13 protein-coding genes are annotated in these 12,817 nt (G+C 41.9%); 9 read left to right on the forward strand and 4 right to left on the reverse strand.

Annotated features, from left to right (window positions below; genetic code table 11):
• Window positions 1–157 precede the first annotated feature (157 nt).
• From ftsZ to htpG, 4 genes are all read left to right on the forward strand, one after another.
• A complete protein-coding gene (gene ftsZ, locus ACVS9P_RS02915; protein WP_452104147.1) occupies window positions 158–1,303 on the forward strand; it encodes a cell division protein FtsZ in 1,146 nt (381 codons plus the stop codon).
• Window positions 1,304–1,401: 98 nt separating this feature from the next.
• Window positions 1,402–1,935: a FumA C-terminus/TtdB family hydratase beta subunit gene (locus ACVS9P_RS02920; protein WP_452104148.1), complete on the forward strand. Its 534-nt coding sequence runs from the start codon at window positions 1,402–1,404 to the stop codon at window positions 1,933–1,935.
• A gap of 32 nt (window positions 1,936–1,967) precedes the next feature.
• Entirely contained in the window at window positions 1,968–3,155 is a 1,188-nt protein-coding gene (locus tag ACVS9P_RS02925; RefSeq protein ID WP_452104149.1) for a cation diffusion facilitator family transporter, read from the forward strand.
• 180 nt (window positions 3,156–3,335) lie between these two features.
• Window positions 3,336–5,240, forward strand: coding sequence for a molecular chaperone HtpG (gene htpG, locus ACVS9P_RS02930; protein WP_452104150.1), 1,905 nt, complete (start codon window positions 3,336–3,338; stop codon window positions 5,238–5,240).
• Between the two features lie 76 nt (window positions 5,241–5,316).
• On the opposite strand, the gene ACVS9P_RS02935 is transcribed toward htpG, so the two are convergent.
• Window positions 5,317–5,949: a GyrI-like domain-containing protein gene (locus tag ACVS9P_RS02935; RefSeq protein ID WP_452104151.1), complete on the reverse strand. Its 633-nt coding sequence runs from the start codon at window positions 5,947–5,949 to the stop codon at window positions 5,317–5,319.
• 142 nt (window positions 5,950–6,091) lie between these two features.
• Between ACVS9P_RS02935 and ACVS9P_RS02940 the strand changes: the two genes are divergently transcribed.
• Window positions 6,092–6,817, forward strand: coding sequence for an NAD-dependent protein deacylase (locus ACVS9P_RS02940; protein WP_452104152.1), 726 nt, complete (start codon window positions 6,092–6,094; stop codon window positions 6,815–6,817).
• Window positions 6,818–6,863: 46 nt separating this feature from the next.
• Here the strand turns inward: ACVS9P_RS02940 and ACVS9P_RS02945 are convergent, their stop codons facing one another.
• Both ACVS9P_RS02945 and coaBC read right to left on the reverse strand, forming a co-directional pair.
• Window positions 6,864–7,202: a DUF1540 domain-containing protein gene (locus ACVS9P_RS02945; protein ID WP_452104153.1), complete on the reverse strand. Its 339-nt coding sequence runs from the start codon at window positions 7,200–7,202 to the stop codon at window positions 6,864–6,866.
• Window positions 7,203–7,268: 66 nt separating this feature from the next.
• Window positions 7,269–8,468, reverse strand: coding sequence for a bifunctional phosphopantothenoylcysteine decarboxylase/phosphopantothenate--cysteine ligase CoaBC (gene coaBC, locus ACVS9P_RS02950; RefSeq protein WP_452104662.1), 1,200 nt, complete (start codon window positions 8,466–8,468; stop codon window positions 7,269–7,271).
• Window positions 8,469–8,722: 254 nt separating this feature from the next.
• Here coaBC and ACVS9P_RS02955 point away from each other — a divergent pair, with 254 nt between their 5' ends.
• The gene (locus tag ACVS9P_RS02955) at window positions 8,723–9,379 is read left to right on the forward strand and encodes an ECF transporter S component (protein ID WP_452104154.1); all 657 of its coding nucleotides are present in this window, start codon (window positions 8,723–8,725) and stop codon (window positions 9,377–9,379) included.
• A 106-nt stretch (window positions 9,380–9,485) separates the two neighbouring features.
• Window positions 9,486–10,256, forward strand: a complete 771-nt coding sequence (locus tag ACVS9P_RS02960; protein ID WP_452104155.1) for a type III pantothenate kinase — start codon at window positions 9,486–9,488, stop codon at window positions 10,254–10,256.
• A gap of 54 nt (window positions 10,257–10,310) precedes the next feature.
• Here ACVS9P_RS02960 and ACVS9P_RS02965 read toward each other — a convergent pair whose 3' ends face one another.
• The gene (locus ACVS9P_RS02965; protein WP_452104156.1) at window positions 10,311–10,922 is read right to left on the reverse strand and encodes a cytidylate kinase-like family protein; all 612 of its coding nucleotides are present in this window, start codon (window positions 10,920–10,922) and stop codon (window positions 10,311–10,313) included.
• A 420-nt stretch (window positions 10,923–11,342) separates the two neighbouring features.
• Between ACVS9P_RS02965 and ACVS9P_RS02970 the strand changes: the two genes are divergently transcribed.
• Together ACVS9P_RS02970 and ACVS9P_RS02975 are read left to right on the forward strand one after the other, a co-directional pair.
• A complete protein-coding gene (locus ACVS9P_RS02970) occupies window positions 11,343–11,999 on the forward strand; it encodes a cytidylate kinase-like family protein (RefSeq protein ID WP_452104157.1) in 657 nt (218 codons plus the stop codon).
• Window positions 12,000–12,134: 135 nt separating this feature from the next.
• Window positions 12,135–12,554 carry a GNAT family N-acetyltransferase gene (locus tag ACVS9P_RS02975; RefSeq protein ID WP_452104158.1) on the forward strand — a complete coding sequence of 140 codons (420 nt, stop codon included), beginning with the start codon at window positions 12,135–12,137 and terminating at the stop codon, window positions 12,552–12,554.
• Window positions 12,555–12,817 lie beyond the last annotated feature (263 nt).

Here is a 12,817-nt window from a genome sequence, read left to right on the forward strand (position 1 = left end):
TTTGAAGAACTTCTTTGAATTACGGAATTTTCTAATTGAAATAGTTGAAATTTATCGTGAAACGTGATAAAGTAAAATATAATTGAAAAAAGAAATGGTCATTTTACGGGTTCCCCGTAAAATGTAGGATTGTACATCATTAAGGGGGATTTAAAAAATGCCTTTTGAAATTGATAGCGATTTCGATAATATTGTTCAAATTAAGGTCGTCGGTGTCGGCGGCGGCGGCGGAAATGCGGTTGATCGAATGGTCAACTCCGGAGTGCAGGGCGTTGAGTTTATTACAGTGAATACTGATAAGCAGGCGCTTTACCGTTCAAAGGCCACTCAGAAAATTCAAATTGGCGAAAAGGTTACGCATGGAAAAGGTGCGGGCAGCAAACCTGAAATCGGCAGCAAAGCCGCGGACGAAAGCCGCGAGGCAATTTCTGCGGCTATTCGCGGCAGTGATATGGTCTTTATTACTGCTGGTATGGGCGGCGGCACCGGTACTGGTGCTGCACCTATCGTTGCTGAGATTGCAAGAGACATGGGGATTCTTACCATTGGAATTGTGACAAAACCTTTTGCTTTTGAAGGAAAGGTTCGGATGTCTCAAGCTGATGAAGGAATTGCCAATCTGAAAGAGCACGTCGATTCTTTGGTCGTAATTCCAAATGAACGCTTGAAGTTGGTTTCTGAACAGCGTATTACTCTGCTCAACGCATTCGCAGTTGCAGATGATGTTTTGCGCCAGGGCGTTCAGAGTATTTCTGATCTGATTAAGCTTCCGGGTCTTGTCAACCTTGATTTTGCTGATGTTACTTCTGTTATGAAAGATGCCGGCTATGCACATATGGGCGTTGGCCATGCTTCTGGTAAAGATAAGGCTGAGACTGCTGCCAGTATGGCAATTTCCAGCCCGCTGCTGGAAACCTCTATTGCTGGAGCAAAGGGCGTTATTATTAATATTACTTCCTCTCCGGATATTGGTTTGGATGAGATTGAGACTGCATCTTCCATGATTTCTGAGCAGGCACATAAAGACGCCAACATTATTTGGGGCGCCGCTTTTGATGAGAATATGGATGATGAGATGACTGTAACAGTCGTTGCAACCGGCTTTGCAACCCATGACGGTTCTGATCCGGATGCTGATTTGGACATTGATATTCCACCTATGGCAGCTTCTTCCGCAAGACGTCAGCAGGCGGCGGCATCTGCTACTCCTCGCAACACTGGAAGAGCGGTTGATAAAGCACCAAGTTCTTCTGAAGAAGACGATGATTATGTGGATATCATGTCAATCTTCAATCGTAAATAAAAGCTTTTGAGAATCTTTCGGAGACGGGCGCTTTCGCGTCCGTCTCCTTTCTCTATCCTATATTTTAATTCGAATTTTCGAAGAGGAGAAATTATAAAATGGAAAAAATCAGGATTAATGCACAACAAATGGTCAAACTAGCTCCGACTCTTCATGCAGGAGATAATGTGCTTTTAAGCGGTATTATTTATACGGCTCGCGATGCAGCTCATAAGCGAATGATCGATTTGATTGATCAAGGGAAAAAGCTGCCGTTTGAACTTTTTGGGGCGACTATTTATTATGCAGGGGCAACCCCCGCTCCAGAAGGCTTAGCGACTGGTTCCTGTGGGCCAACTACCAGCACGAGAATGGATGTTTTTTCACCACGTCTGCTCGATTTGGGCCTTAAATGTATGATTGGTAAGGGTGGCCGCGGCCCAGAAGTATGCGAAGCAATCTGCCGGAATCAGGCAGTCTATCTTTGTGCAATCGGCGGAGCAGGAGCACTTGCTTGCCGCTGTATTAAAAAGCAAGATGTGATTGCTTTTGATGATTTGGGCTGTGAGAGTATTAAACGCCTAGAAGTAGAAGATTTTCCGTTGATTACGGCAATCGACTGCCATGGCGGGAATCTATTTAAAAGGCCCTAAATGACTTTTGAATTTGTTGTGAGGCGATTGATTTGATCCAGTTTTTAATTCGGCATTTTATTAAAAATTATCAAAATACCTCGGATCTGAAAGTCAGAGCAAACTATGGAAAATTTGCCGGAGCAGTGGGAATTTTAACGAATTTATTGCTTTCCGCTTTAAAGTTTATGGCAGGTACCCTTTTTCACAGCATCGCTGTGGTAGCGGATGCTGTCAATAACCTTTCAGATTCCGCGTCATCAATCGTCACTTTGGTTGGATTTAAATTGGCCGAAAAGCCGGCTGACGCGGAGCATCCATTCGGACATGAGAGGATAGAATACATCAGCGGGATGATTGTTTCTTTTGTCATTTTAGCGTTGGGATTTCAACTGGGACAGGAGTCTGTTTTGAAGATTATTTCTCCGGAACCAGCGGAGATCAGCTTTTTGACAGTTGCTGTTTTGCTTATTTCTATTTTGATCAAGCTGTGGCAGTGCTTGTTTTATCGTTCGATGGGGCAGGCAATTTCTTCAGAAGCACTTTTGGCAAATTCTATAGACAGCCGCAACGATGTAATTTCTACGTTGGCAATTCTTCTTGGAATGGCTCTTACGGCGCTGACCGGGTTTAATTTGGACGGCTATATGGGCCTTGTAGTTGCCATTATGGTCTTTTTGACAGGAATTCATTTGATTCGAGATACCAGCAATCCGCTTTTAGGGGTTGCTCCCAGCAAAGAAATGGTCGACGAAATCTATCATCGGATTATGGCATATCCGGGTGTTTTGGGAATGCATGATTTGACGGTGCATAATTATGGCGCCGGAAATATTTTTGCAAGTGTGCATTGTGAAGTGGATGCTCGGGCGGATATTATGAAAAGCCACGATATGATCGACAATATCGAAAAAGATTTTCATTCGGAGATGGGGATTCAGCTGGTGATCCATATGGACCCCATTGTGACGAACGACGAGAGGACCAACGGACTGAAAGAGCGAGTAAAAGACGCTTTACACCTGCTTTCACCAGAAATTACGATGCATGATTTCCGTGTGGTTTGGGGAACAACTCACAGTAATGTCCTTTTCGATATTTGTGTCCCTTTTGGCTTTTCTACAAAAGATGATGTTTTGCATGATCAAGTTGTTAAAATGGTTGAGGGACTCGATCCAAAGTATCGAGCCGTGATTACAGTGGATCATAATTATATTCCATCGGATGCGCCGGAAGAATAAAACATGAAAAAGCAGTCAGCAAAAAACGCTGACTGCTTTTTTATTTAGAGAGGATTGTTACAAAATGGAAAATTCATAATTTATTCATTGAAAAATAAGGAAATTTGCGCTACAATAATTTAGCACTTAAAGATAAAGAGTGCTAAAATTAAAAAACAAGTAAGAAGAGGTTGATCGATCATGAAGCAATTTAAGGCAGAATCAAAACGGCTTTTGGATCTGATGATTCATTCTATTTATACGCACAAAGAGATTTTTTTAAGAGAGTTAATCAGTAATGCAAGCGATGCTATTGACAAGCTTTATTATAAAACGCTGCAGGATGGCGATACGGGTCTTTCCAGAGATGATTTTGAGATTCGAATTACAGCAGACAAAGAAAATCGTACGCTGACGATTGAGGATAATGGCTGCGGCATGACGAAGGAAGAGCTGGAGAATAATCTGGGTACGATTGCAAAATCCGGTTCGCTTGATTTCAAGAAAAATAATGAAAAATCCGATAATATTGATATTATCGGACAATTTGGTGTTGGATTCTATGCGGCATTTATGGTCAGCTCTAAAGTAGTGGCAGAGAGCAAGGCCTATGGCAGTGACGAAGCGTGGAAATGGGAAAGCAGCGGCGTAGATGGGTATACAGTTGACCCCTGTGAAAAAGAAGGGCGCGGCACAAAAATTACCTTGTATTTGCTGCCGGAAAATTCGGAAGAAGAATCCTATGACCAGTATCTTGACGGCTTTACGATTAAGCGCCTTGTGAAAAAATACAGCGATTATATTCGCTATCCGATTAAGATGGAGCTTGAAAAGAGCCGCATGAAAGAGAAGCCGGCGGATGCCCCGAAGGATGCAGAGCCGGAGTACGAGACCTATACAGAGCTCGAGACGCTCAATTCTATGGTGCCGATTTGGCGCAAAAATAAGAATGAAGTGACAAACGAAGAGTATGAGCAGTTTTATCGGGATAAATTTTCTGATTATGAAAAACCGCTCAAGATTATTCGCAGTAGTACTGAAGGAACTGCTACTTATGATGCTCTGCTCTTTATCCCGAGTCATGCGAGCTATGATTATTACAGCAAGAGCTATGAAAAGGGACTGCAGCTTTATTCTAACGGCGTTTTGATTATGGACAAATGTGCGGATTTGCTGCCGGACTGCTTTAGTTTTGTGCAGGGCCTTGTAGACAGTCAGGATCTGTCACTTAATATTTCGCGTGAGATGCTGCAGCATGACCGTCAGCTGAAATTAATTGAAGGCCGCCTTGAGAAAAAGATCAAGGAAGAGCTGCAGAATATGCTCAAGAATGACCGCGAAAATTATGAGAAATTCTTTAAGGCTTTCGGTCTGCAGCTAAAATACGGCGTCTATGCAAACTTTGGTCAGCAGAAAGAACTTTTACAGGATCTGTTGATGTTCTGGTCCAGTAAAGAGAAAAAGATGGTTACGCTCCAAGAATATGTTTCCAGAATGAAAGAGGACCAGAAATATATTTATTATGCTTCCGGAGACAGCGTTGCCAAAGTGGATCTATTACCGCAGACAGAAGCACTGAAAGAAAGAGATTACGAGATTTTGTATCTGACTGAGGGCGTCGATGAGTTCGCTCTCAAGATTCTTGCAAAATATAATGATAAAGAATTTAAATCCGTTTCCGACAATGATCTCGGATTGGAAACAGAGGAAGAAAAAGAGACAGCCAAAAAGCTGGTCGAAGAAAACAAAGATCTGCTCAATACAATGAAAGATGATCTTGGAGATGAAGTGAAGCAGGTAATTGTTTCGCAAAAATTAAAGAGTCATCCGGTTTGTCTTTCTACAGATGGCGCTCTGTCAATTGAGATGGAAAAGGTGCTGAATTCTATGCCTGGAGAAGAAAAAGGCAATGTAAAGGCACAGCGTGTGCTGGAGCTCAACGCAAATCATCCGGTCTTTACAAAGCTGCAGGAGCTTTATAAAGAAGATCCGGAAAAGCTTAAGAAATATTCTAAACTGCTTTATAATCAGGCGCTTTTGATTGAGGGTGTTCCGATTTCTGATCCAGTGGCGTTTAGTAATGCCATTTGTGATCTGATGGTTTAAAGATAACAGAATCGCAGAGTAAGGAAAGAGGCTGAAAAAGGGCGACGGAAAATTCCGCCGCCCTTTTTCTGTCCTTTTAAAGCTTTTTGACCGGATGCCGAATCACAGTCCGAAGTTTTTGTGGATTGCATCTTCTAGCATCACTTAAATAGATTTCATGATGATAGCGGGAAGGCGTGATATCGATCACATATCCCAGGTCTTTTGCAAATTGTTCCATCAGAGCAATCGTTTTTGGTTCGTTATCAAAAGGACCGATATGCATACACTGTACGCAAAGCCCTTCATGGTAGGTTAAAAATTCTGCTTTAGAAAAATCAGCCTTCTTTTTTCGAGAAGCTTCTGCGACTGCCCAGTCAAAATCTGATTTTTTTACAAAATCAGGCAGGCAAATAAGAGAAATCCATTGATAAGTTTCCTTATGAAGATAATCAATTCCACTGATGTTGTCCTGCCACCAAAAGCCTTCTAAGGGTGGTACCACATAGTCAAAATAGCCGTCCAAGGCGTGACCGTTTTTTTTGCTCATTTTGATCGTAAAAGCAATTCCGTAGAGCAGACTCATGGCGGCTTTATATTCTCCGTCAGTTTCGTTTGGGTTTCCTTTGCCGCGAACCGCAATAAAATTCATCGTTGGAATGTCAATAATTTCCGGTTTGTTTTTCGGCATATAAAATTCTTTATATTCTTTTTTATAATCGAATGCCATTAAAAATTGCACCTCCGCAACGTATTTTCCTATTTCTGATGCTACCATAAAATCAGGCAAAAGACAATTAGAAAAGGATTTTTGTACGGAACTTTCAAAATTGTGCTATACTGAAATTATTCGAAAAAGGAGGCAGTTTTCGATGAAAAAAGAACTGGAAGAATTGCAGAATATGATCGACCAGAGTAAACGGATCGTCTTTTTTGGTGGAGCAGGTGTTTCCACCGAGAGTGGAATTCCGGATTTTCGCAGTGTAGACGGTCTTTATCATCAGAAATATAAATATCCTCCGGAGGTAATGCTGAGTCACAGTTTTTATAGGCAGCATCCGGAAGAATTTTTTGATTTTTATCGGGATAAACTTCTTTATCCTGATGCAAAGCCAAATGCGGCACATCGCAAGCTGGCCGAAATGGAGAAAGCCGGAAAGCTTTCAGCAGTTGTCACGCAGAATATTGATGGTCTGCATCAGGCGGCGGGCAGCCAAAAAGTCTATGAATTGCACGGCAGTGTTTTGCGCAATTATTGTGAGCGATGCCATAAATTCTATGAGATGGATTCTATTCGGGAAAGCAAGGGCGTTCCGCACTGCAGCTGCGGCGGCACCATTAAACCCGATGTGGTGCTTTATGAAGAAGGGCTTGACAGTGATACGATCGACGGAGCGCTTGCAGTCATTTCTGCTGCGGATATGTTGATTATCGCAGGAACTTCTCTTGTTGTATATCCGGCGGCATCTTTGATTGATTATTATCGTGGACACCGTCTTGTTTTGATCAATAAATCCGAAACTTCCGCAGATCGGCGGGCAGATCTGGTCATTCATGCACCGGTAGGAGAAGTATTGGAACAAATTCATGTAGAATAAAGCGAAAGGGCTTTGAAAGAGTTTTCTTTCAAAGCCCTTTGTGAATTTAAAGGGATTGCTGCATCTTGAAAGTGAAGCAGGCAGTTTCAGATTTGCAGTCGGTGCAGCCATGCGTTGAGCAGCTGGTCATTTGTACATTGGAGGCGTCACAATACCCTTTTTTATTATAAGAACAGTTTTCAGCCTCACAGTGGACATCCAGGCTCTCGTTAGGATCGGAAGTACCAGCTGTAGAATTAGAAGCACCCTGGCGTTTCTGAAAATCGCTGCAGCTGGTTTGTTCGCAGCCACAGGCAGATTTTCCTACTACCTCAATATCCGGGCGACAGCAGAGATTTTGGCTATTATTTGCACAATCACTTACACTGCAATGCAGATTCGACATATTAAGCACCTCTTTTTTATTTGGGATACGTTTAGTTTGTTCTGCCTGCAGATAATTATGCGTTGGTTATTTTTTTTGCAAAGAAAGCAGCGTGTCCCAAATCTTTCCGGCTGTTTCGTATTTGGAAAGCTGCGGCAGTTCTATTTCTTCAGAATCCGAAATCAGGGTAATTACATTTGTATCAGTGCCAAAACCTGCACCTGGTGTGCGAAGATTGTTGGCAGCAATTAAATCAGCATGCTTTTTTTGCAGCTTTTTTTTCGAATTTTCAATTAAATGTTCTGTTTCCATCGAAAAGCCACAGATCATTTGACCCTTTTTCTTTTGGCTTCCAATTGTTTTCAAAATATCCGGAGTGGAAGAAAGAGGAATATCCGAAAAATTACCATTTTCTTTTTTTAATTTTTGATCGGCAACAACTGCCGGACGATAATCAGCAACAGCGGCAGCAAAAGCAAAAAGATCTTGTTCGGGTGCTGCCGAGAGAACCGCGTCGAACATCTCTTGGGCAGAACCAACAGGTACCGTTTTTACGAAAGCTGGAGAAGGAAGTGCGGTCTTTCCAGAAACCAACGTGACCTCGGCGCCGCGGCGCATGGCATTTCGTGCCAGTTCATATCCCATCTTTCCGGTGGAATGATTTGTGAGGTATCGTACCGGATCCAATGGCTCCTGAGTGGGACCGGCAGTCACCAGCACCTTTAGCCCTGCCATATCCTTTTTTTCGGCGATTTCTTTTAGCACATATTCCAGGATATCTGCAGGTTCGGGGAATTTTCCAGCCCCAATGTCTCCGCAGGCGAGCATTCCGCAGGCAGGCTCGATGATGGTCCACCCGTAATGACGCAATTTTTTGAGATTATCTTGTGTTACCGGATTTTCATACATTCCAGTATTCATCGCCGGTGCGATCAGCTTTTTGCAGCGGCAGGCAAGAACCGTGGTTGTCAGCATGTCATCTGCAATTCCATTTGCTAATTTTGCAATCACATTTGCGGTTGCCGGCGCAACCAAAACAAGATCAGCCTGTTTCGCAAGAGAAACATGTTCTACATGATATTGATAGTTTCGATCAAATGTATCTGAGACCGCTTTTTGCCCTGTCACGCCCTCAAAGGTCATTGGTGAAATCAGTTTGCAGGCGTTTTCGGTCATCAATGTGTGAACTTTGGCGCCCTCATGATGGAGACGGCTTGCGAGATCGGCAGCTTTATAAGCGGCAATACTGCCGGAAATTCCCAATAAAACGGTTTTATCTTGCAGCAACATGGAGAACATCCTTTCAAAATCCGGTTTGTTTCTATTTTTACCGGACAACATACCTCTATATTATAAGAATTCTTTCATAAAATTACAAGGAAAATCCCATTTGGGTAAATTTTTTTGTCAATTCCCTTGCATCTCTGAAAAATCCTGTTATAATAAACTGGAAATATGCGCTGGATCTTTTTGATTCAGGCTTTTCTTTTTGTCCTTTGAAAAGAAAGCCAATCAGGGACCGGCAGCTGGAGGAATTTAATATGTCAAGCAAATCAACAACGATGTCCGCAACAAACTCTAAGTACCGCGATTTTGTGCTTTTGGCACTTTTTGCGGCCATTGTACTGCTTTTAGGATTTACGCCGTTAGGCATGATCCCACTGCCCTTCATTAAAATGACCATTATTCACATCCCGGTTATTTTGGGGGCATTACTGCTAGGACCAAAATATGGAGCGGTTTTAGGCTCCTTATTTGGCTTGGTTAGTCTGATCAGCAATACAATCACTCCTGCACTGACTTCTTTTACATTTAGCCCTTTGATTCCACTGCCGGGTACGGCAAATGGAACCCCGCTCGCTTTGGTTGTTTGTTTTCTTCCGAGAATTTTAGTAGGCGTAATTCCCTATTATGTTTACCGTGCAATTCAGAAAGTAACACATGCAAAAAAGGAAGGCTCAGTCGTGTCTCTTGCGGTTGCAGGCGTATCTGGTGCCCTGACGAATACGATTTTTGTAATGGGACTGATTTTTGTTCTTTTTCGTGATGCTTATGCAGCGGCAAAAGGAGTGCCAGCCGATGCAGTTCTCGGAATTGTACTCGGAATTGTCGGCGCAAACGGAGTCCCAGAAGCAATCGGTGCTGGAATTTTAGTCGCGGCCATTGGCAAGGTTTTATTTAAAATTGCAAAATATTGATTGATTGAAAAATTCATAGTAAAAGCGGGAGGCAGAGGTCCTATCTGCCTTCCGCTTTGTGTGTTTCGGGAGAACCGAACACGGAAAAATTAAAGCAGGTGAAAAAATGATCGTCGCTATTGACGTAGGAAATACGAATATTGTGCTGGGCTGTATGGATGCTGAAAAAATTTATTTTACAGCACGTTTATCAACAGATGCCAGCAAAACAGCAGATGAATATGCTCTCATGATTCGCACTTTATTTGAAATGCATGGGGTGGAGCGCCACGAGCCGGAGGGAGGGATTATTTCCTCTGTGGTTCCGGCACTTTCTGCGGCACTGCAAGAAGCAGTCCGCAAAGTTTGTGGAAAAGTTCCGCTGTTAGTTGGTTCTGGATTGAAAACGGGATTGAATATTTTAATGGACAATCCTGCCCAGTTGGGTGCCGATTTGGTGACCGAGGCAGTGGCAGCTAGCGCAGAATATCCCAAGCCAATCATCATTTTTGATGTGGGAACTGCAACGACCATGTGTGTTGTAGATGCAAATGGAAGTTATATTGGCGGAATGATTATTCCAGGGCCTGTTGTCAGCTTGGAGAGCCTTGCAGCACATGCCAGCCAGCTTTCTCATGTTAGCTTGGAGGTCCCTCAGCGCCTGATTGGCAAGAACACAAAGGAATGTATGCAGTCCGGGATCGTTTTCAGCAATGCCGCGATGATCGATGGGATTATCGATCGGGTAGAAGCGGAGTTAAAGGAGCAGGCAACGATCGTTGCGACCGGTGGAGTTGCGGGCGTGATTATACCGTTCTGCAATCGCCGCGTCATTCTCGATGATAATCTGATGCTGAAAGGTTTGTGGATTTTATATCAAAAGAACCATAAGGATTGACAGAAAAAAACAACAGCGGTACTTGGATTTTAAGCCAAGTACCGCCATTGCTTTTTAAGGTTGAATAATTTTGTACGCTTTTAGAATCATCTCTACGGAGTTATCAATTCCCAAAGCACCCGTATTCAGGCACAGATGATAATTTTGAGGGTCGTTCCAACGAGTATCACTATAAAAATTATAATAGTTAGAGCGCTGCTTATCTTTTTTTATAAGAATTTCGTGAATCTTTTTCTCATCTTCTCCATATTTTTCAATGGCACGTTTTGCCCGGAATGATTCATCTGCATAGAGAAAAACATGCAGTACGTCATGGCGTTCCCGTAGAATATAATCTGCACAGCGGCCGACAATTACGCATGGACCTTTTTCCGCAGCATTTTTAATCAGTTCCGTCTGAAGAATAAAAAGCTGATCGTTAAGAGGAAGATGGTTTGCAACTGTTGGAATTCCATAGGAATAGCCATTCATCCACAGAGAATAGAGAAAGCTGGAAGCAGCTCGTTCATCTACGCTTTTAAAGACCTCTTCGCTCATACCACTTTTTTTAGCAGCCATGATAATGAGTTCTTTATCCAAAAACGGAATCTGCAGTTTCTTTGCGAGCTTTTCCCCGATTTCTCGACCACCGCTGCCATATTGTCTGGAAATTGTGATAATATTCATAAATATACCTCCTTGCTGGTCCAAAAATATAGATATAATTTATAACTATAAAATACCTGAAATTTTCAAAAAAGTCAAGTGCATAATATGAATATGGAACGTATTGTTTATGGCTTGTTTTTTCGATGTAATTTGTTTATAATAAAGTTACTTATGAAACGGAGGAATTATCATGCAGGGAAAACGGCGTACGATATTTTTGCGAGTAGTAGCGATTGTATGTGCAATATTGATCGGCGGATCGGCAATCATTAGTGCCTTCTTTGCGTGACTGAAGTTTTTGGCTGTGTGCTTAATTTGCACACAGCCTTTTTTTAAAAGGCTATAAAAGATAAAATACACATAAATATTATAAAATTAATTGAATTTTTATCTTAAATATGATATTCTCAAATTATAAAGGATAAAGGGGGCTTTGTTATGCATCATACGATTTTAACAATCGGCAGGGAATATGGAAGCGGCGGCCGCAAGGTGGCTCAAATTCTTTCCGGATTACTCGATATTCCGTACTATGACAAGGAACTCATTGAAAAAGCAGCAAAGAACAGCACTCTAGATCCAAAGGACTTGGAGTGTGTAGATGAGCATCCGGTAAGTCCATTTTTGTATATGGATGCGAAGGAGGCAGCTCATATTGCACGTTATGGACAAACGATAGGGGATACTCTTTATCAGCTGCAGTCGAGAATTATTCGTCAGATGGCAGAAAGAGAGTCCTGTATCATTGTTGGCCGCTGCGGAAACTATGTCCTTCGCAATCGGCCTTACTGTCTGCATGTATTCCTTTATGCCCCTTTGCCAGTTCGGATTCAATGTGTTATGGAACGGAGTAAAATTTCTGAGGATGAAGCCAGAATTCTTGTGCGCAAGACTGACCGTATGCGCCGTTCTTATTATAACTATTATACGGATTTGCGTTGGGGAGAAAGAGATCAATTTGATCTTTTAATGGACAGTTCTGTTTTGGGGATAGAAGGAACGGCAGAAATGTTAAAGGCAGCTTATCAGCAGTTGGTAAAAATTCCCGAATCCCAGATGATGAATCGATCCTCTAAAGAACCATTCGGAAAATAATCAATTATATTTTGTTAAAAAAGTACGGGGAAGAAATTCTTCGTGCTTTTTATTTTGATTAAAATTTTTGCGGCTTTTCAAGTCGATTAGAAAGTGATAAAATTTTTTTAAAAGAATTGAGAGAGAGGAAATTTGATGAAGAGCATTATAGATAAAGAATTGACACCACAGGGAAAAGAAATTCGTCAAAAAGTTTTTGTGGAAGAGCAGGGTTTTCAAAAAGAGTTTGATGAGATCGATTTAACGGCAGAGCATTTAGTCTTGTATGATGGAGACGTTCCAAAAGCAGTGGGCAGAATGTTCCGTGAAGACTCCAAAAAGCCGGTTTATACAATCGGCAGAGTTGCGGTTTTAAAAGAATTTCGGGGAGAAGGCCTCGGAAGGGTAGTCGTAGAAAAATTAGAGCAGGAAGCCCAAAAAGAAGGCGGCACCGCGATGAAACTCTCTGCACAGTGTAGAGTGCAGAAGTTTTACGAAAAGCTTAATTACCATGCAGTCGGAAATGTTTATTATGATGAATTTTGTCCTCATATTTGTATGACAAAAGAATTATAAAACAAATTTGGACAAACAAAAGCCGGACTTTGCTTTCGCAAAGTTCGGCTTTTGTAAAAAGGAGAAATGATAAAAAAGGGGTCAATATATAGAAAACCAATTTCTTGGTCTTATTGTTTGTCTGTGCATCTGCCGAGTTGGTATTCCAGAAAGTCCGGCGGTTAGCACAGTGTTTTATAATTTCTTTTAGAAATCTTTTTCTTTAGAACTGTTTATAGTATAGAGAAAGGATATGTCCTGAATTTTAACAGGATTCGAACTTC

This window comes from Caproicibacterium sp. NSD3 (assembly GCF_053613275.1).